This window comes from Lentilactobacillus parafarraginis DSM 18390 = JCM 14109, assembly GCF_001435895.1.
Taxonomy (GTDB): domain Bacteria; phylum Bacillota; class Bacilli; order Lactobacillales; family Lactobacillaceae; genus Lentilactobacillus; species Lentilactobacillus parafarraginis.
Map to the genome: position 1 here is coordinate 1 of NZ_AZFZ01000058.1, position 18,157 is coordinate 18,157.

Sequence of the window (18,157 nt, forward strand, 5' to 3'; positions counted from 1 at the left end):
TGAAATAAAGTTTTCAGACGGACCCTAGTCAAAATAATATCAATGAAAGCCAATTAGTTTAGAGAGGATGGATTTATTCATGTCAACAAATGCTGAAAACGGTTTATTCCCAACGGAGTTTTGGACTACCACTGCTGGAGATCTTTCCCAAAAGCGGGATCATCTTCAAACCCCAACGCCCCAGGATAACGCTGGCGACGCCGCTAAAATTGTCATTGACCCTTCTGATAAGCATCAAGACTGGATCGGTGCCGGCGCCGCAATTACTGACGCTGCCGCATCCTTGATTTGGAAACAAAGCAAGGAACAGCGTCGTAAACTGCTCCACGAATTATTCGATTCTAAAGAGGGTAACTTCTCGACGATTCGAATTCCCCTGGGCTCTTGTGAACCTGCCAGCCAGCCATACTATACCTATGATGACGTGCCATTTGGCGAACACGATGCCAGCTTGTCAAAATTCTCGATTGGCGAGGGCACTCCGGGTGCTCCTGACGCCACCAAGGATTTGAAGTACGTTGTGCCGGTTGTTCAGGAAATTTTACAGATTAACCCAGCCGTTAAGATTATGGCCTCGCCATGGTCGGCACCGGCTTGGATGAAGAATACCGGTGAATTGAAGATGGGTGGTCATTTCCGATTTGGTGAGTTTACCGGTAACGGTTATGACGATCAGAAGGACACCTTTGAATCCGTCTACGCTCAGTACTTCGTTCACTATCTGGACGCCTATAAGAAGTTAGGGATTCCAATTTACGCCATCACGATTCAAAACGAGCCATCCAACGCTGCGGCATGGCCAGCAATGATTTGGAAGATTCCTGAACTGGCACACTTTGGGTACAAGTACCTGCGGCCAGCCTTGGACAAGTCATACCCCGATACCAAAATGTATTTCTGGGATGGTAGTCTGAATGTGCTGAACAAGCCGATTGCTGATGAGATCACCCCCGAAGAAGCCAATGCATTTGATGGCTTTGCATTCCATACGTACGACGGTCCCTACACCAACCTGTTCAAGGGCAGTCGGTCCTTCCCGAAGTGGCAGATGGCCATGACCGAACGGCGCTGCATGATTGAAGAAACCCCAGAAGATGCTTCCCACATCATGTTTGGCCTGATCGGCAACTGGCTGGTCCGCCACGGCCTGTCGTCAATCTTCCTGTGGAACATGGCCCTCGATGAACGCGGTCTGCCTAACATGGTTGGCTCAACTGGCCGGCGTGGGGTTGTCACCATCGATCATACGACTGGAAAAGTGCAACGGAACTTGGAATATTACATGCTGCGAAACTTTGGGCAGGATGTTGAACCCGGCTCAACGGTGATTGGCTCATCCAGTTATACTCAGGATGGCTACACCGGTGGAGTTGGATCAGTTGCCTTCCTAGCACCAAACGGCGACATTACCGCTCATCTGTACAATCCGTCAGGAGAACCGTTAGAAGCCGCTGTTACCGTCAATGGTCAGCCGCTCACTTGGCAGCACGTCACAGTTCCTGCATGGGGAACGGTCACTCTGCACAAGTCATTTGGCACGGTTAACGAGAGTGCCCCGCGTGAAGATGAGGCGTTTAAGCTGAACCCGTATCCAGCCAACCTGGCTGATGATGAGGCGCCTGGTAAGGGTGTCAATAAAGATAAAAAGTAATTGTAGTGGACAATGATGAGAAGGGAAGTCATCAAAATGTCAGAATCAAATCAAGATTGGAAAGACGCGCTGGGTTCCAAAGAGAAATTTGCCGATTGGATCAATAACTATTTCAGGGAACATCAAGAGCTTGTTGGGAATTATGAAACGCCAAGCTACTACGAATACTACACGGTTACCCTTGATAGCAAGGAAGGACTCATCATTACCCTTAAGACCGGTCTGAATCAGACCAGCGATGTGAATGCCCCGCTACCATTTAAGGATGTTGAGCACATTTCGGTTGAAAACTTTCGTCAATTGATCTTGAACAAGAAGTTTGAAGATCAGAGTGAAACCCTGACCGACGTCTTTTCTCAGATGTTGGCCAAGAAGCCAAACGCGCATATTAACCGGGATGAATAATGCCAGGGTCATCAATGGCAAATTTGATTAATTGAAATGAATCGGATTATCATTAACCGGATTGAAGATCGACTGATTGCCCCCGCGATGGGCGATCATCAGGCTTGAAGGCGAAATAATCACTATGTATTTTGAAGCTCGGCCCTGGATTTATTTTTAAATCCGGGTGCCGAGCTTTTTGACTTCGTAGTATTGACAGTACGGTTACATAGTATACAATACTATGTAGCTAGTATTAAAAACTATGTATGCTAAGAGGAGCCTATCCATGTCTGAAAAGATTGCCATTTTAGTAGATTCCGGTTGTGATGTTCCACCCGAGGTCTTGGCCAAATACGATAATATTGCCGTGGCACCCATGCTGATCATGATGAACGGCAAGGCGTATCGGGATAACGTTGACCTGACCCCTGAGGCTTTTTACAGTCAGTTGAATGTGTCGGAAAAGCTGCCGACGACTTCCGCTCCGACTCAGGGGAGCGTGGAGGCCTGCGTTGCCGATCTGAAAAAGCGGGGGTACACGCATATTATCGGCATTTCGGTGTCGGCTAAATTATCGACGACGTTTGAAACGGTGAGTCGGGTTGCCCGGGAAGTTCAAGACATTGAGATGACGGCCGTTAATACCAAGAACATCGGCATTGGCAGCGGTCTGTTCGCGGTTTATGCCGAGGAGTTACTGGACGCCGGCCAATCATACGCTGAGACGGTCAAGCTGTTAAATGCCGGGGTTAAGGACAGCAACACCTTCTTTTACATTCCGAGCTTAAAGTACCTCCGAGCCGGTGGTCGAATCGGTCGGGTGGCCGGACTGGTGGGTTCATTATTGAACATCAAACCGGTCATTGCCTGCGATGAAAACGGCGTGTATTATCCCATCACCAAGGCCCGTTCCGAACAGAAAGCCATTTCCAAGATGGTTGGGTTGGTTTCTGATTTGCTCAAAGCTCATCCAAACGTTCGCGTGGGCGTTGCCAACGGAGCCGACGTGCCGTTAATGAAAAAGGTCTATGCAACGTTGCACGAAGCGTTTCCTTCCTTTAAAATATATCAGGGGAGTGTCTCACCAGCACTTGGCGTGCACACCGGTCCTGGATTGGTCGGGGTTGGCGTTCAGGTTGGTGAGCCACAATAACCGTGGATGGAGGGGGTACTGTGTCACAGGATAAAGATCAATTACCGGTTAGGCTCCCATTATGGGAAAAATTGCCAACCTTTTCACTGCATTTGGATCAGTTATTGACGTTAACCAACCAGTACCTTGAACCGATTATTGGCGATCAGCTTACTAAAACGATGCTGCACAATTATTTCAAGGCTAAGATTCTCCTGCCGCCGGTTAACAAGCGCTACGAGCGGATTCAGCTGGCCGGGGCGATTGTGGTTGGCTTACTGAAAAACATTTTCTCACTCACTGAGATTCAACATGGCTTGGCAGCAATTCTTGAAGATGGGTCCCCGAAATATGGGTATAATAATTTTGTCAGATTGTTCAACGAGCAGGCTGCCCAGGCCGGCGCACCGCTCACAAAACCCAGGCCGTTACCGATCAAATCGGCCAAGCCGGTCACGGTTATGCAATACGATGCTGTCCAGTCGATTTTGTTTTGGCTGTCAGCCCGGAAACGGCTGGCCCAATTGAGACCGCGGCATGCCCATGATTCATAAATTTCTGGCGCGCGGTTATCGGTTAACTTTTTAATGGTAAACAAAAATCCCGAGAACGATTTGAATTAAATCGCACTCGGGATTTATTTATCCACGGCTAGTTACCGCGGATTTCATTAAATTTCTTAATATATTTCTTCGCATTTTCGGTAACGCCGTCATAGTCACCCGTTTCACCGGGACCGACTAAGTTACCACCGGCACCGACACAAACGGCTCCTGCGGCAAACCATTGATCCAGGTTATCCAAGTTAACGCCGCCAGTTGGCATGATGTTGAGTTGTGGGAATGGGGCGTTTACAGCTTTAATCATGCCGGGTCCGGCAACGCTGGCTGGGAAGAGCTTGATAATGTCTGAGCCGGCTTCCAAAGCGTTCTGCATTTCCCGCATGGTGCTGCAGCCTGGCAGGTAGGGAACCTGATACAGGTTACACAATTTGGCGATGTCAGCGTCAAATGTTGGGCTGACAATGTAGCCGGCACCGGCCATGATGGCTAGCCGAGCGGACGTCGTATCCAAAACGGTTCCGGCACCGATGACACCGTTTGGCAATTCTTCAGTTAATTTGCCGATGACTTGGTCAGCGTGGGGAACCGTGAAGGTTAATTCGATTCCGGTAACGCCACCCTTAATGGCGGCTTTACTGATTGCTTCGGCTTTTTCAGGGGTGTCAGCGCGGACAACCGCAATGATTCCGGCGGCCACGATTTTCTTTAAGCTGTTTAAACGATTCATTGACATCGTAATAATCTCCTTAATCAGTTTGAAAACAGGTCCAACGTATTAATATATCAGTTCTATATATTAATATATTACTTTGGCTTGGAAAACGCAACCATTTTCCCCAAAATGTCCGAATGAGTTGAGCGTTCGCGCTGAAGCTTGGGATCGGGAGGGGGGGTTACCGCGTTTCATGGAAATAGTTGGTGAGGGGGAAATAAGTGCATTCGACGCCAAATGGTTCCAAGTGCGACCACCGCAATCATCTTCATGCAAAATGACTGCAACGTAAATTAAAACTAATTAAATAATGACTAAACATATTAAAAGTAATTTGACAAAACCGTATAAAGCGCTTACATTAAGGATAGCATTTGATTTCTAAAAATAGGAGCGTGAGTGATTTATGAGTCATGAAAATGCAACTCAAGCAGATATTGGCTGGTTGGACGATCCGGAAGTTTTCCGGGTTAACGAATTACCAGCCCATAGTGATCATCGATTTTATCGCACGGCCGACGAAGCTGACGCTAAGCACAGCAGCTACGTTCAGAATCTGAACGGTGACTGGCGGTTTGCCTACGCGAAGGATCCTCAGAGCCGCGAATTAAACTTTTACGAAGCCGATTTTGACTCTAGTAATTTTGATACGTTAAGGGTGCCCGGGTTAGTTGAATTTGCCGGGTACAATCAAATTCACTACATTAACACCCTCTATCCTTGGGAAGGCAAGGCCTATCGCCGGCCGGCTTATACGATGGGACCCAACGAAAAGGAATTGGGGATGTTTAGCGAAGCTAAGGATAACCACGTTGGCCAGTACGTCAAAAAGTTTACCGTTGATCCCGCTTTGCAGGGTAACGATATTCGAATTCGTTTTGAAGGCGTGGAAACGGCCATGTACGCATGGCTGAACGGGCACTTCTTGGGATATGCCGAGGATAGTTTTACCCCGCATGAATTTGACTTGACTCCATACCTGACCGATGGCGAAAACACCTTGGCGGTTGAAGTCTTTAACCGCAGTACTGCGAGCTTCTTGGAGGATCAGGATATGTTCCGGTTCTTCGGAATTTTCCGGGATGTTTCGCTGATCGCTCAGCCAGCGGTTCACGTTGAGGATCTTTCAATCAAACCAACCGTTAATGACGATTTTAAATCCGGTAAGTTACAGGTTGGCGCCAAATTAGCGGGCAATCCAGCTGGGGCCACACTTCAGCTCAACGTGACCGATGCCAACGGCCAGCCGGTTTATGAAACCAAGGCAACTGCCGAAAGCGACGATCGCATTGCCGACACGCCATTTGATCAGATCCATCTTTGGGACAACGATGATCCCTACCTATATAACTTAACGCTGACGGTGACCGACCAGTCTGGCAAGGTTCTTGAAGTGATTCCTTACCAGTTTGGTTTTCGCCGAATCGAAATCAACCAGGATAAGGTCATTATGCTCAATAACAAGCGGCTTCTCATTAAAGGGGTTAACCGCCATGAGTGGGATGCCAAGTCTGGCCGGACAATCACGATGGCCGATATGAAAGCCGATATTGCCACTTTCAAGAAGAACAATATTAATGCCGTTCGGACCTGCCACTATCCGGATCACATTTCCTGGTACTATTTGTGCGACACCAACGGAATCTACATGATGGCTGAGAACAACCTTGAATCTCACGGTACTTGGCAGAAAAACGGGGCCGTTGAGCCTTCGGATAATGTCCCAGGATCTTTACCTCAGTGGAAGCAGGCGGTTCTGGATCGCGCCCGGAATAACTACGAAACCTTTAAAAACCACACCAGCATTATTTTCTGGTCTCTGGGTAACGAATCGTATGCCGGTGACGACATTGCGGCGATGAATGCCTACTATAAGAAAGTCGACCCGTCGCGGTTAGTTCACTACGAAGGGGTCTTCCATAATCCAAAGTACAAACCGCAGATTTCTGACGTTGAAAGTCGGATGTACGCGTCGCCGAAGGAAATTTCCGAGTACTTGGATGACAATCCGCAAAAACCGTTTATTCTCTGTGAATACATGCATGATATGGGAAATTCGATTGGCGGCATGAAGTCGTACATGGACCTATTTGACAAGTACCCGATGTATCAGGGCGGCTTTATCTGGGACTTCATCGATCAAGCCGTTGAAGTTAAGGATGAAGTTACCGGGCAAAAGGTGCTCAGATACGGTGGCGACTTTGACGATCGGGTATCCGATTACGAATTCTCCGGTGACGGATTGATGTTTGCCGACCGGACAGAAAAACCAGCAATGCAGGAGGTAAAATACTATTATGGCAAATACTAATCAGTTAAAAGTCATTTATGGCGATGGGACCCTTGGCGTTGGTGGCGATGATTTTCACTACATCTTTAACTATGGTCGCGGCGGCATTGAGTCATTGGTAATTGGCGGCAAGGAATGGTGTTACCGAGAACCGAAGCCCACGTTTTGGCGGGCAACCACCGATAACGACCGGGGAAATGGTTTTTCGGTAAAATCCGCCCAGTGGTTGGGGGCCGACATGTTCAGCACCGTTAAATCAATTGACGTTAAAATTAATGGGCAGCTCATTGATTTTCCAATTGCTCCGGAAAATAACAAGTATTCCAATCATGAATACGCTGACGAAGTTGCGGTAGTCTTCCATTTTGAAACCAATACGGTTCCGGCGACTCCGGTTGACGTGACCTACACCGTCCAACCAGGCGGCAGCATTCTGGTGAATGCCCATTACACGGGCAATCAGAATCTGCCTGAACTGCCAGTCTTTGGGATGCGGTTTATCATGCCAACTCCGGCAACCAGGTTTGATTATGAAGGGCTTTCTGGCGAAACTTACCCGGATCGCATGGCTGGTGGTGAAGCTGGCGTCTACCACGTTGATGGCTTACCGGTTGCCAAGTATTTGGTCCCGCAGGACAACGGCGTTCATATGGCAACCAAGTGGGTGACCATCACCCGCGACTCCGTCAAAAGTAACATGGACAATTCGAAGGTACCGTTTAGCCTGAAATTTGCCCAGGTTGACCAGCCATTTGCCTTCAGCGCGTTGCCGTATACGGCTGAAGAATTCGAAAACGCGACCCACATTGAAGAATTACCTTTACCGCGACGGACAGTGGTTTCAATTCTTGGCGCCGTTCGTGGCGTTGGCGGCATTGACAGTTGGGGAGCCGATGTCGAGTCCGACTACCACATTTCTGCTGGTGAGGATATTGACCTGACATTTAAGATTGAACGGGTTTAATTCATCAAATAAATGACGAAACAACGGCTTGCCACTTCCGAGAGAGGGATTCTTTAAGGGATGGCAGGCCGTTTTTGGGTGGAATTCTGACGGGACGCTTTCTTTGATTTTTGGAGAATTCCGGTAGATACTTTTGGTGATGACTAATTAACTGAATTTAAATTGTCATGAGGGGGATTTCAAAATGGCTCATTTAGTAACAAAAACCGATGTTGAGTACGATTCCGTTAACCATCAAAAAACGGATATCTATTATGATAGTGACGTGCAGCAAGCCCGCGGTGCATTGATTGATATTCACGGTGGCGGTTGGTTCCGGGGTAATAAATCAAAAGATGCCGATTCATCGGAACGTTTCGTCAAGGAAGGGTATTTAGTGGTCACCCCAGCCTACCGAATTACGCCGGAGGCTTTTTATCCAGCCCCTTTAGAGGATATGGATCGGCTCTTTGATTGGCTGAAACAATCCGATTTGCCGTTTGATCACGATCATATCGGGGCCTTTGGTTCATCGGCTGGCGGCAACATGGTCGTTGAACTCGCCATTAAATATGGAATTCCGATTGTGTCATTGTCGGGGATTCTCGACATTGACGATTGGCTTGGCAAGCATGAAGACGTGGTCGCTGCGGAAGGGGACACCAGCGGCTTCAATTCGACGGCTAGTGCCAACATCAACCAAACCGGAGCCAACGACCCGTTTTATAAATGGTTCGTTACCAATTACTTTAATGGTCGAACTGATCAGTATGAAGAAGCAACGCCGTATCACCGGGTCACCGATCAAACCGGGACGATGTATTTGGCCAATTCACTGAATGAATTTGTGCCGACCAGCGGGGTGTTAACAATGGCTAAAACGCTCGCTGAACATCAGATTCCTTATACGACTAGAATGCTGACGGGGAGTCGACATGCCAAGGGGTATTTGGATGACGTTTGGGACGACGTGGTCAGCTTCCTTGATCGAACCGTTTAACTATCAAATTGGTATATCATTTATCTCGTGGCCGGGATCGTCAATCGATTGATTGGCGGGTCCCGGCCTTTGTGCTACCCTAAACGTATTCGATAAATGCGAAAGAGGGAGATTGTTTGGAAAAAACACGGGGTTCGTGGCTACAACTGGTTGGCTGGGCGATTGGGTTATTGATCGGCTTATTTGCCATAAGTTACCTGGCCCGACAGGGATTTCAGGGGACCGGCCTTGTTTCGATTTACAGCCGGGCGGTGATTCGGTTTGCGTATGCCGCTGTGGTGGTCGGCGTGGGGCTTCGCTTATTAAATGGCCAGCGGATTTTGGTAAGCCCGATAAAAATGACGCGATTCTTGCAAATCATGCTGGGCGTCATTATTGCGTTGCTAGTTCTGCTACTATTGGCTGGCGGATTCCCATATCGGTTGATTGGGATGGTGAAGTCGCCGTTTTTCATCGCCAACACCCTGGTTGCTTTGTCAGCTGGGATGTTGGAGGAAATGACCTGTCGGGGCCTGCTTTTCTCCGGCTTCGCCATGCGCTTCCGTCATTTTCGATATCGATGGACGTTAGCGGCGGTCACGTCCGGAATGGTGTTTGGTCTGCTGCACTTCACCAACATGATAGCCGGGCAGGGGCTTCAGGTAACCGCGCAACAGGCCTGTTATGCCGTGATTCTCGGCATCTTATTTGTGACGATTCGCCTGGCAACTAACTCACTGGTCTGGATTATTGGCATTCATTTTTTGATTGATTGGCAGCCGACTATTCCCACCAGTGTGCTGAGTGGGCAGGGCAGTCCCTGGGGGCCATTCTTGATTCTCTGGCTGCCGGTTTTGGCAGTTGGCCTTCTCTTTATGTGGGGGTATGATCGCCAGTTCAATCGGATAAAATCAAATGCGCTTTTGTAAAACCATTTTCAGTTTGTCAGGTATAATTAAAACGATACCAGTCGTATCAATACGGTTCAGGGAAGGAATTAACCATGAAAAAAGTACTTCATCTTTCAACGTCTCGGCCAGGTCTCTGGCAGGATACTAACGTGACTTACGCGCAGGTTCCCGGCTGGCTGGGACACACAACCATGGATCTGCAACTGACGGTTCTTCGTCAGTTTGAAGGGCAGCCGCACGCCTTGCCAGCGATCTTTTGGTTTGGGGGCGGCGGCTGGATGGCTGTCGATCACAACGTTCATTTGCCAAATCTGGTTGACTTTGTTCGCGCCGGCTTTGTGGTTGTGAGCGTTCAATATCGCAATAGCAACCAAGCTGTTTGGCCGGCTCAGTTGACCGATGCCAAGGCGGCCATTCGCTATATTAAGGCCCACGCTGACAAGTACCAAATTGACCCCGAGCGGCTCGCGGTGATGGGCGAGTCCGCCGGCGGCCACCTTGCCAGTATGTTGGCGGTAACCAACGGGCAAAAGCAATTTGACGTTGGTGATTACTTGGATCAAAGCAGTGTCGTTCAGGCCGCCATTCCCTGGTATGGCGTGGTCAATCCACTGTCTGCCAAGCAGAATAGTGCTTCGTCGGACTTCGACTTTGTCTACCGTAATTTATTGGGCGGCGAACCGGAAGATAATCCTGAGTTGGTTGCCCAGGCCGATCCGCACACGTTTATCACTGAGTCAACGGTGCCTTTCCTGCTGCTCCACGGCACCGAAGACGAAGTGGTTCCCGTTGATGACAGTCGGTCATTATACGATGATCTGATTGGCCACGGCGTTGAAGCGGATTTGTACGAATTGCAGGGTGCTCAGCACATGGATGAATTGTTTATGCAGCCAGAGATCGCCAGAATCATTATTGATTTTTTGAACACGCATTTAAAATAAATTGAAATCGTCACGCAACTCAAAACAGCGTCGCCGTTAATCGGATTGATTAATGGCGACGCTGTTTTGAATTTTTGATTATTTTATGAAACGGGCACTGATTCTCACCAGTAACCCAGTAATTTGGTTAGTTTGGCGCGGTTAACATCCCGGGTTGATAATACGTTGGTCAATGCGGCCACCGTACCGTTACCGGCTTTCGAAGTGGTCCATGAATACTTGATGCTGCTGGAACTATCCCCGGATTGGGCGTACATAATATCGTCCTGGTAAGGGGTGTGGTCCAGTCCCAAACTGTGACCGAGTTCGTGGGTGATGGTTGCTTCCCAGAATCCCATGTAGTATTTTTCATACGCGGCCTTATCAGCGGCAGTCTTAGGTGCCGATACCTTATGGCCGCTGATTGCTTGCAAAACGGTCAGCATGTAGCTGGGACTATAGAAATGGCGCTTGTTGACGTAAAGTTTATTGGTCTTGTACAGGCCATCCCACTCGCTGGCATCTTTACCCCCGGTGCCGAAGTTCACGGTGATGGTGTGGTGGGCTTTAGTCCCGGTCGCAAAGACGGTGGCTCCCAAAGACTTATTCCAAGTCTTCATCGACGCTGCCAAATACCCCCGTAATTGAGATGACGGGGTGTACACGGTTGCACGGTGCTTGGTGAACACAGACGATTTGCTCATCCGATCAACATTATATTGCTTATCAAAGTAAGCTGAATACTTGGTGTAAGTGGCTTTGGAAAAATGCTGAACGCTGCTGGACGGGTTTAGGTCGCCAGTTTTCTTAACGGCCCGGGCCACTGTTGAGCCGGCCGCGGCCTTTGCCGAACTGGCGTAGGTGGGCTGAGCCGGACTGCTTAGAAATGTGGCAGGTAGCGCCGTTGCAAATGTCAGGGATGCTAGTACAGCGGCAATCAAGCTTTTTTTAGTCATCAAGGTGAATTGCTCCTTACATAAATACCGTTTCAAGTTAGTGGCATAATAACACTATTGTCATAAGGGTTCAAGCAACACTGACTGGGGACAAGGTAAATTTAAGGAAATTTCACCGGCTAGCCTACTTGGACCACCAAGAGAGGGGCGACTGCTGTTAAAGATGGCAGCACTCGCTTGCCAAGAACCGGTCGTTAGTTTTGACTGAGCGTTTTAACCATGTTGAACCAGGTTTCATTCGCGTGGTCGGAATCGGCGACGCCCTCATTTTTGTAACCGTTCCGTTCATAGAAGGACACTAATTTTGCCAAACAGGTAAGGGTGATTGCTTTTCGGCCTTGGCGGATGGCAACGGCCGCCAGTTGGTTCAGCAGCTGGCTGGCGATTCCTTGCTGTTGAAAAGCGGGATCAACTACCAAACTGAGGACGGTTTGGTAAGGGTCACTGGGATTGTTGGGAGCTGCCTTTTCGTACAGTTCGTCCGTCAGGTAACGGTGATCAAAGGCTGGGCCAACAATGTAGCCGGCGATTTGATCTGTTTCGGTTTTTGCGGTGATGAACGTATCGGGATAGAATCTGATCCGATCAGCCATAGCGGCGCTAGTTGCCGCTTCCTGCGGGGTGAAGCCGGTGTGCTCAATGCGCATGATGGCCGCCAGCTCGGTTGGCTTGGCGGTGTCAAAATGAATTTTCAAAGTGAGGACTCCTTATAATCGATTAGGGCTGAAACGGCGGTGAAACTGACCATCCGTTTTCAGGCATTGTTCATTATTTTACCCGAAAATGGTAATATTTTCTATGGATGGTTTGATAGAGAGAAGGATTGTCTTATGGAAAATAAAACCGCGGACTTAACGCAACAGCCAGTCCACAACAAGCGGTGGCTGATCATGGTCGCCGTATTTATTGCCACGTTCATGACCTCGGTGGAAGTGACCATCGTAACCACCGCGCTGCCGGCCATTATTAGTGAGCTGCACGGCCTGGCGTTTCAAAGTTGGATTATGAGCGCCTACTTATTAACAACCGCCGTCACGACCCCAATCTACGGGAAGTTAGCCGACTCAATGGGCCGGCGAAATGTATTTCTCTGGGGAGGGATTGTATTTACCGGCGGGTCATTTCTAAGCGGCCTGTCACCATCAATTTTGATTTTGGTTGTCGCCAGAGGAATTCAGGGAATTGGGGCCGGCGCAGTGATGCCCCTGACCTTTACAATCATTGCCGATAACTTTAGCTTTAAACAGCGGGCCAATGTGCTGGCGTTCAATAATACGGCCTGGGGACTATCAGCGCTGGTTGGCCCCTTAATTGGCGGCTTTTTGGTTGATCGGCTGTCCTGGCACTGGGTGTTCTTTGTGAACGTCCCCTTGGGAATTTTGGTCATTGCACTGGTCCTTTTCGGCTACCACGAACGCAGGGCCTTCAATTCCCGGTTGACCATTGACTGGCTTGGCATTGTTTGGTTGGCTATTGGGTTAGTCGGATTACTGCTGGCCATTCAACTGTTGGATACCCAGCCGCTTTACGCCGCAGGTTTACTGGTAATTGCCATTTTTGGGGTTTGGCGGTTGATTGTTCAAGAGCATCGGTTTGCCGACCCATTACTGTCACCAGCAATGTTTCGTTCGCCGACCTTTAGCATTCAAATTGTGACGGCAACCATTTTGAGCGGGGTTTTAATCGGCTACCAGGTCTACTTTCCCATTTGGCTGCAGTCGCTGTACCATGTCTCGGCGACGACTGCTGGGTTAGTGGTGACCTCGAGTTCGATTATGTGGTTGATTGCGTCATTCTTCGTCGGTCCCTTAATTGCCAAATTCGTTCCCAAGAGAATTGCCATTAGTTTGATCGGAATCATGCTGGTGGGGTATTTCTGCCTGATCTTTGCCGGTAGATCATTCCCGGTTTGGGCGTTTTACGTGATCGCCATGCTCAACGGGACCGGCATGGGAATTGTAATCAGTATGAACACGGTTCTCAGCCAGCACTTGGTCGCACCCAACATGGTTGGATCGGCCACGTCAATTCTGACACTGGGACGTTCCCTGGGGCAAACTGTGATGGCCGGGTTGTATGGCGCGATTTTGAACTTGGTGATTCGCCTGAACCTCCACGATGGAATTCATTTTTCTCAGGTCAACGGCGTGATTAGTTCCAGCCACCAGACAGTCGTGGCCCATCATCTGATGATTGACCAAATTATTTTGCATGGATTACACGGGGTATTTATAAGCGTTGTGATTATTTTGATTCTCGTGATTGTGATTAATTGGTTGGATCCTAACCGGAAGATTATTCAATAACGATGAAAAGTCATGGCCTGTCAAAAGAGACGACAAAAAACGGCTGGCGCAAAACGTGAGTTTTGTGCCGGCCGCTTTTGACGTTATTTGAACTATTCGTTTACAGCATCCGGAACGCCAGCAACGGTCTTGAAGACGTCAGTCAGTGAGGTGTGCATGTCAGCGAATTTCTTGTGAAGAATCAGTTGACGGAACTGTTCGATCGACAATTTTTCAACATCTTTAAATGGAATTGGGCTCATGCCGGTATTACCTGTGGTGTTCAAGCCAGTGGTCAGCGTGATAATCAAGCCATCACGGCTGTCCAAACGAACCGTGTAATATTCATAGTAAGAACTGTTTTCATAATTACCAGTCAGTTCTTCGTGCTTTTGGAAGTAATCGGTAATGAAGTTCTTAAAGTCTTTTTCTGAGTTAAGGGCGGTTTTCCAATCAGTTGTGTTTGTCATAATAGGTGCTTCCTTTCTTATCTTATCAAGTAGGGGCAGTTTTTGAAGGGGTAACTAATATGTCAGTAATCAATTTTCCCCTCTCATCTTCAATTATCATTCTAAACACTTTTTAGTAAAATACAAGTGAAAACATTTATGAAAACGTTGACAAATAAAGGATTTCGAAACTAATTTACTGTAACCGTTATCTAAATCAAAAAACATCAAAATCGATATTTTTGATTCTGGTATATCAGATCCTTTAATCGAAAACGGCCCTCCAGCGGCTTTTTAGGACTGTTGGTAGTCAGAATTCTCGAAATTGACCGGAAATCATCAGGTGAGGGTTCCCCGACCGTAAATAAAGTAGCGGAAAACTTGCCATATTCTTTTGAGACGTGCACACTTTTCAGTAAGAACGATATTTTAACGAAAGGATGATCAATACAAATGGCAAAGGACTACATTTCGATGATCAGAGGATTGGTGGGCCACACGCTAATCATTTTGAACACGGCTGGCGGAATTCTACTAAATAATCAGGGACAGGTTCTCCTGAATCTTCGAACCGACACGCACAATTGGAGTCTTCCCGGCGGTTATCTGGAATATGGCGAGACGTATGCCCAGGCTTGTGTCCGCGAATTCAAAGAGGATAGCGGCCTGGACGTTGAAATTGTCAATTTCATGAAGATTTTCGATAAGGGGGAAACCCGTTATCCAAACGGAGACGTGGTGCAGACAATCAATGCGCTCTATCACGTCAAACCGGTTGGCGGTCAGCTATTAAGCGCTGAAACCGACGAAACGGTGCGGTTGGACTACTTTGATTTTGACAATCTGCCACCGTTATTGAACCAGCAGACGGCCGATATGTTGGCGTACGCGGCCGACTATTTTAACTCAAAGAAGTGAGGTTTTTAAATTGAAAAAAGTTATTGTCCCAAAGTCGTTGTCCGAAGACGGCAAGCAGTACCTGCGTGAACACAATCTTGAACTAGTCGAGGTTGATCGGACTGACGCTGATCATATTTTGGAAGTCGGTCGGGACGCGGCCGGCATGATTTTGTTCGTTGATCACATTGGGGAATCCGTGCTTTCACAAATGCCCAACTTGAAGATCATTGCCCGTCATGGGGTGGGCTATGACAACGTGGATCTGGATGCGGCTGCCCAACACGGCGTCTGGGTCACCATCACCCCAAAGGCCAACGCCGAAACCGTTGCCGAAACGACCTTGGCGCACATATTTGATTTATCAAAAAATTTAACCAAGACTTCTATGGAGATGCGCAAGGGTGACTACACTTACGCGCTGCGCCACCGCGGTTTTGATTTAGCCGGTAAAACCCTGGGAATTGTCGGTTATGGTCGGATTGGCCAGTGGGTTGCCAAGAAGGCCAGCGCGTTGGGGATGACCATCCTGATTTACAACCGTTCACCAAAGGAATCCGAATACGGCACGTTTGTGGATCTCGATACGCTTTTGAAACGATCCTATGTGATTTCCCTGCACCTGGCTCATAATTCGGCGACCCATCACATTATCGGTGCCGCCCAACTGGCTGAAATGAAGCCAAGCAGTGTGGTGGTCAATCTTGGACGGGGTGGCCTGATCGATACCGATGCGTTAGTCGCCGCGTTGCGCAATCACGCAATTGCTGGGGCCGGTCTCGACGTTTTTGAATCCGAACCGCTGCCATTGGACAGCCCGTTATTTCAGTTTGACAACGTGGTACTGACGCCGCATATCGGGTCGAGTACCACCGAAAGCTTCTCGCGGATGGCCACTGACGCTGCTAGTGAAGTTGTTCGGGTGCTGGATGGGCAGGCCCCGCAATGGCCGGTTAATCAGGTTAAAAATAAGTCGTGAACCATGATCAATTTGAGATTGCTTGGACATGTATCCGGGTAATCTTTTTTGTTGCCGTTAGGAATTTCTTATGTAAAAGTAATCTGTTTGTGACGCACCCTGCTATAATAAAAGTGGAGGTGCTAAGATGACAACAATCTATGTTGATCCTGATAAGAAAAAGGAACAAATTGTTAAATTGTCAGACGGAAGCTATGGTGTGATGAAGGCTAAGAAGGAAAAGGCGGGATTTGCCTATCAGTTTAATTTTACCAATCATTTGTATCCAGGATTTTTGATCGATCACGCCCCAGTTAATGGTGACGTTGAAAAGGTTGATTCAATTGATGGCCCCCAATCGTTTAAGATTCAATGGCGTTCATAATTTTATATATTTTTTCATCCTTGAGTTTACTGATTGATGTTGGCATATATAAGCTTAGGAACAAGCACAATTGCATGTTTGGTGGGTGGCTCGGCACTTTTATGGCCAGCCGCCTTTTTTTGTTGCCTAATTGGCTAAGCATTTATGACAAATCCCAACTCATTCCGGAATATAATGAAGGTGAGTTGTTGAATGATTGTGAAAGGAGACCTATACATGAAAGCCGCTTATATTAATGAAACCGGTAGCCCCAAAAACATTGTCATTGGGGATCTGCCGAAACCGGAAATTGGGAGAGACGATGTGTTGATCAAGGTGATGGCCGTGGCCGTCAACCACGTCGACACCTTCGTGCGTTCCGGTGGATTTCCAACAAAATTATCGTTTCCGTTTGTGATCGGGCGCGATGCCGTCGGTGAGGTTCAGGAAGTCGGGACCAATGTCGATCGCTTTAAAGTTGGCGATATGGCTGGGACAAATTCGATGGGCTATGACGGTCGGCAGGGGGTTGCCAGTGAGTTTGCTGCCGTTCCGGAAGAACGTCTCTTTCATATTCCGTATAAAGTCGATCCGCTTCAGTTGGTTGCAACGGTTCATTCTTCAGCAACTGCTGCCATTCTAATTAACCAGGTATTTCATGCGAAGAGCGGGCAGGCCATCATGGTTGAAGGTGCTGCCGGTCATGTGGGGACCAAGCTGGTCCAAATTGCGCATACAATGGGCTTAAAAGTCGTGACAACGAGCAATCAGGCTGATTTTGATAAGATGGACCGATTTGGTAGTAATGCGGTTCTGGATTACACCAAATCGATTCCCGGCCAATTAAAAGAATCCGGAATCCCCGGGGTTGACTTTGCGGTCGACACTTCGGGAAAGGTTGCCCTGGAGGATAATATCGATATCCTCAACCAAGGCGGGATGATCGGGTTGATTACCGCTCCTGAAAATGACCAGTTTACCTTCAATGTTCGCAAATTCTACACGGCTGATAAGGCCATCCGGGGATTTGTCATGAGTCATGCGACCGTTAATCAGCTAACCGACGCGGCGCACTTATTGAATCAGCGAATGGTCGACGGCTTTTTGTTGGATGACGAATTGGTTAAAATGCCGTTGGATGAAGCTGCCAATGCCCATTATGACTTGGAAAAAAATGCCGTGAAGGGCAAAATTGTGTTGACACTTTGAACTTAATTTTTCATAAAAGTAAGTGAACAAGGATTTTAACGGATGGACCCAAGTGTCATTTTGGGTTCATTTTTTATGTCAAAAAGGGGCTGAGACATGGTTAAAATCTGCCATATCTCAGCTCCATTAAAGCCGAAAATCAATACATTACTGTGTTAATAACGAAACGGTAAGCATCGAAGGGCCATTGCCAATTCCGACGCGTCATCAGTCAAACTAAGTGAGCCGCATGCGAAAAATAAAGGTCACCGGGGAAGCTACTCGCGGTTTTTGACGAGCAGCGGGTCTAATTGAGCGGTTTTCTTCCCGTAATTCACTTGCACGAATGGCCAGCAACATCTTTGCTTCGCCGTCACCGTTGGCGGCGCGATTCTCTAATTCGGACTTGGCATACTTAGCAACCAGCGCCTCAGAAAAGGAACGCGGGTGGAGTTTGCGGAATAAGTCATAATTCGTATTTTCTTCAAACATTTGTCGTTAATCTCCTGAATTCTGTCAAAAAATCATTATTTCCCAGAGCGTACAATACCCCTTAGGGTTGACACTTT

Annotated in this window: 19 protein-coding genes; 14 read left to right on the plus strand and 5 right to left on the minus strand. The window is 48.0% G+C overall.

Annotated features, from left to right (window positions below):
• The first annotated feature begins 79 nt into the window (after positions 1 to 79).
• From FD47_RS11485 to FD47_RS11500, 4 genes are all read left to right on the plus strand, one after another.
• Entirely contained in the window at positions 80 to 1,651 is a 1,572-nt protein-coding gene (locus FD47_RS11485) for a glycoside hydrolase family 30 protein (RefSeq protein WP_056980697.1), read from the plus strand.
• Positions 1,652 to 1,687: 36 nt separating this feature from the next.
• The gene (locus tag FD47_RS11490) at positions 1,688 to 2,056 is read left to right on the plus strand and encodes a hypothetical protein (RefSeq protein ID WP_054735968.1); all 369 of its coding nucleotides are present in this window, start codon (positions 1,688 to 1,690) and stop codon (positions 2,054 to 2,056) included.
• 268 nt (positions 2,057 to 2,324) lie between these two features.
• The gene (locus tag FD47_RS11495) at positions 2,325 to 3,191 is read left to right on the plus strand and encodes a DegV family protein (RefSeq protein ID WP_056980698.1); all 867 of its coding nucleotides are present in this window, start codon (positions 2,325 to 2,327) and stop codon (positions 3,189 to 3,191) included.
• 20 nt (positions 3,192 to 3,211) lie between these two features.
• Positions 3,212 to 3,724 carry a DUF1836 domain-containing protein gene (locus FD47_RS11500; protein WP_054735966.1) on the plus strand — a complete coding sequence of 171 codons (513 nt, stop codon included), beginning with the start codon at positions 3,212 to 3,214 and terminating at the stop codon, positions 3,722 to 3,724.
• A 97-nt stretch (positions 3,725 to 3,821) separates the two neighbouring features.
• On the opposite strand, the gene FD47_RS11505 is transcribed toward FD47_RS11500, so the two are convergent.
• Positions 3,822 to 4,460, minus strand: a complete 639-nt coding sequence (locus FD47_RS11505) for a bifunctional 2-keto-4-hydroxyglutarate aldolase/2-keto-3-deoxy-6-phosphogluconate aldolase (RefSeq protein WP_054735974.1) — start codon at positions 4,458 to 4,460, stop codon at positions 3,822 to 3,824.
• A 391-nt stretch (positions 4,461 to 4,851) separates the two neighbouring features.
• Between FD47_RS11505 and FD47_RS11510 the strand changes: the two genes are divergently transcribed.
• The 5 genes from FD47_RS11510 (at position 4,852) to FD47_RS11530 (ending at position 10,512) form a co-directional block, all read left to right on the plus strand.
• Entirely contained in the window at positions 4,852 to 6,756 is a 1,905-nt protein-coding gene (locus FD47_RS11510) for a glycoside hydrolase family 2 TIM barrel-domain containing protein (RefSeq protein ID WP_056980699.1), read from the plus strand.
• On the plus strand, positions 6,743 to 7,699 hold the full coding sequence (locus FD47_RS11515) for a beta-galactosidase small subunit (RefSeq protein WP_054735964.1): 957 nt from the start codon (positions 6,743 to 6,745) through the stop codon (positions 7,697 to 7,699). Before FD47_RS11510 ends, FD47_RS11515 begins: the two co-directional genes overlap by 14 nt.
• Before the next feature lie 184 nt (positions 7,700 to 7,883).
• Positions 7,884 to 8,678: an alpha/beta hydrolase fold domain-containing protein gene (locus FD47_RS11520; RefSeq protein ID WP_054735962.1), complete on the plus strand. Its 795-nt coding sequence runs from the start codon at positions 7,884 to 7,886 to the stop codon at positions 8,676 to 8,678.
• A gap of 116 nt (positions 8,679 to 8,794) precedes the next feature.
• Positions 8,795 to 9,586 carry a CPBP family intramembrane glutamic endopeptidase gene (locus tag FD47_RS11525; RefSeq protein ID WP_054735960.1) on the plus strand — a complete coding sequence of 264 codons (792 nt, stop codon included), beginning with the start codon at positions 8,795 to 8,797 and terminating at the stop codon, positions 9,584 to 9,586.
• A gap of 74 nt (positions 9,587 to 9,660) precedes the next feature.
• On the plus strand, positions 9,661 to 10,512 hold the full coding sequence (locus FD47_RS11530) for an alpha/beta hydrolase (protein WP_054735958.1): 852 nt from the start codon (positions 9,661 to 9,663) through the stop codon (positions 10,510 to 10,512).
• Between the two features lie 104 nt (positions 10,513 to 10,616).
• Here the strand turns inward: FD47_RS11530 and FD47_RS11535 are convergent, their stop codons facing one another.
• A complete protein-coding gene (locus tag FD47_RS11535) occupies positions 10,617 to 11,447 on the minus strand; it encodes a matrixin family metalloprotease (protein WP_054735971.1) in 831 nt (276 codons plus the stop codon).
• Between the two features lie 194 nt (positions 11,448 to 11,641).
• The gene (locus FD47_RS11540) at positions 11,642 to 12,142 is read right to left on the minus strand and encodes a GNAT family N-acetyltransferase (RefSeq protein ID WP_054735956.1); all 501 of its coding nucleotides are present in this window, start codon (positions 12,140 to 12,142) and stop codon (positions 11,642 to 11,644) included.
• A gap of 135 nt (positions 12,143 to 12,277) precedes the next feature.
• On the opposite strand from FD47_RS11540, the gene FD47_RS11545 reads away from it, so the two are divergent.
• Entirely contained in the window at positions 12,278 to 13,753 is a 1,476-nt protein-coding gene (locus FD47_RS11545; protein WP_056980700.1) for an MFS transporter, read from the plus strand.
• 92 nt (positions 13,754 to 13,845) lie between these two features.
• Here FD47_RS11545 and FD47_RS11550 read toward each other — a convergent pair whose 3' ends face one another.
• Positions 13,846 to 14,202 (minus strand): hypothetical protein, encoded by a 357-nt coding sequence (locus FD47_RS11550; protein WP_054735954.1) that lies wholly within the window; start codon positions 14,200 to 14,202, stop codon positions 13,846 to 13,848.
• Between the two features lie 432 nt (positions 14,203 to 14,634).
• Here FD47_RS11550 and FD47_RS11555 point away from each other — a divergent pair, with 432 nt between their 5' ends.
• The 4 genes from FD47_RS11555 to FD47_RS11570 all read left to right on the plus strand — a co-directional run bounded on the left by FD47_RS11555 (position 14,635) and on the right by FD47_RS11570 (position 17,609).
• Complete coding sequence (locus FD47_RS11555) at positions 14,635 to 15,099, plus strand: NUDIX hydrolase (RefSeq protein ID WP_054735951.1); 465 nt, start codon at positions 14,635 to 14,637, stop codon at positions 15,097 to 15,099.
• 10 nt (positions 15,100 to 15,109) lie between these two features.
• Positions 15,110 to 16,057, plus strand: a complete 948-nt coding sequence (locus FD47_RS11560; RefSeq protein WP_054735949.1) for a phosphoglycerate dehydrogenase — start codon at positions 15,110 to 15,112, stop codon at positions 16,055 to 16,057.
• A 127-nt stretch (positions 16,058 to 16,184) separates the two neighbouring features.
• Entirely contained in the window at positions 16,185 to 16,421 is a 237-nt protein-coding gene (locus FD47_RS11565) for a hypothetical protein (protein WP_054735947.1), read from the plus strand.
• Between the two features lie 216 nt (positions 16,422 to 16,637).
• Positions 16,638 to 17,609 (plus strand): alcohol dehydrogenase catalytic domain-containing protein, encoded by a 972-nt coding sequence (locus FD47_RS11570; RefSeq protein WP_054735945.1) that lies wholly within the window; start codon positions 16,638 to 16,640, stop codon positions 17,607 to 17,609.
• Between the two features lie 216 nt (positions 17,610 to 17,825).
• Here the strand turns inward: FD47_RS11570 and FD47_RS11575 are convergent, their stop codons facing one another.
• Complete coding sequence (locus FD47_RS11575) at positions 17,826 to 18,080, minus strand: hypothetical protein (protein ID WP_008212036.1); 255 nt, start codon at positions 18,078 to 18,080, stop codon at positions 17,826 to 17,828.
• Positions 18,081 to 18,157 lie beyond the last annotated feature (77 nt).

Bases quoted from the DNA above. Each gene is read 5' to 3' on its own strand.
- FD47_RS11485 (WP_056980697.1), top strand. From the start codon at position 80: ATGTCAACAAATGCTGAAAACGGTTTATTCCCAACGGAGTTTTGGACT.
- FD47_RS11490 (WP_054735968.1), top strand. From the start codon at position 1,688: ATGTCAGAATCAAATCAAGATTGGAAAGACGCGCTGGGTTCCAAAGAG.
- FD47_RS11495 (WP_056980698.1), top strand. From the start codon at position 2,325: ATGTCTGAAAAGATTGCCATTTTAGTAGATTCCGGTTGTGATGTTCCA.
- FD47_RS11505 (WP_054735974.1), bottom strand. From the start codon at position 4,460: ATGAATCGTTTAAACAGCTTAAAGAAAATCGTGGCCGCCGGAATCATT.
- FD47_RS11510 (WP_056980699.1), top strand. From the start codon at position 4,852: ATGAGTCATGAAAATGCAACTCAAGCAGATATTGGCTGGTTGGACGAT.
- FD47_RS11515 (WP_054735964.1), top strand. From the start codon at position 6,743: ATGGCAAATACTAATCAGTTAAAAGTCATTTATGGCGATGGGACCCTT.
- FD47_RS11520 (WP_054735962.1), top strand. From the start codon at position 7,884: ATGGCTCATTTAGTAACAAAAACCGATGTTGAGTACGATTCCGTTAAC.
- FD47_RS11530 (WP_054735958.1), top strand. From the start codon at position 9,661: ATGAAAAAAGTACTTCATCTTTCAACGTCTCGGCCAGGTCTCTGGCAG.
- FD47_RS11535 (WP_054735971.1), bottom strand. From the start codon at position 11,447: ATGACTAAAAAAAGCTTGATTGCCGCTGTACTAGCATCCCTGACATTT.
- FD47_RS11545 (WP_056980700.1), top strand. From the start codon at position 12,278: ATGGAAAATAAAACCGCGGACTTAACGCAACAGCCAGTCCACAACAAG.
- FD47_RS11550 (WP_054735954.1), bottom strand. From the start codon at position 14,202: ATGACAAACACAACTGATTGGAAAACCGCCCTTAACTCAGAAAAAGAC.
- FD47_RS11555 (WP_054735951.1), top strand. From the start codon at position 14,635: ATGGCAAAGGACTACATTTCGATGATCAGAGGATTGGTGGGCCACACG.
- FD47_RS11565 (WP_054735947.1), top strand. From the start codon at position 16,185: ATGACAACAATCTATGTTGATCCTGATAAGAAAAAGGAACAAATTGTT.
- FD47_RS11570 (WP_054735945.1), top strand. From the start codon at position 16,638: ATGAAAGCCGCTTATATTAATGAAACCGGTAGCCCCAAAAACATTGTC.
- FD47_RS11575 (WP_008212036.1), bottom strand. From the start codon at position 18,080: ATGTTTGAAGAAAATACGAATTATGACTTATTCCGCAAACTCCACCCG.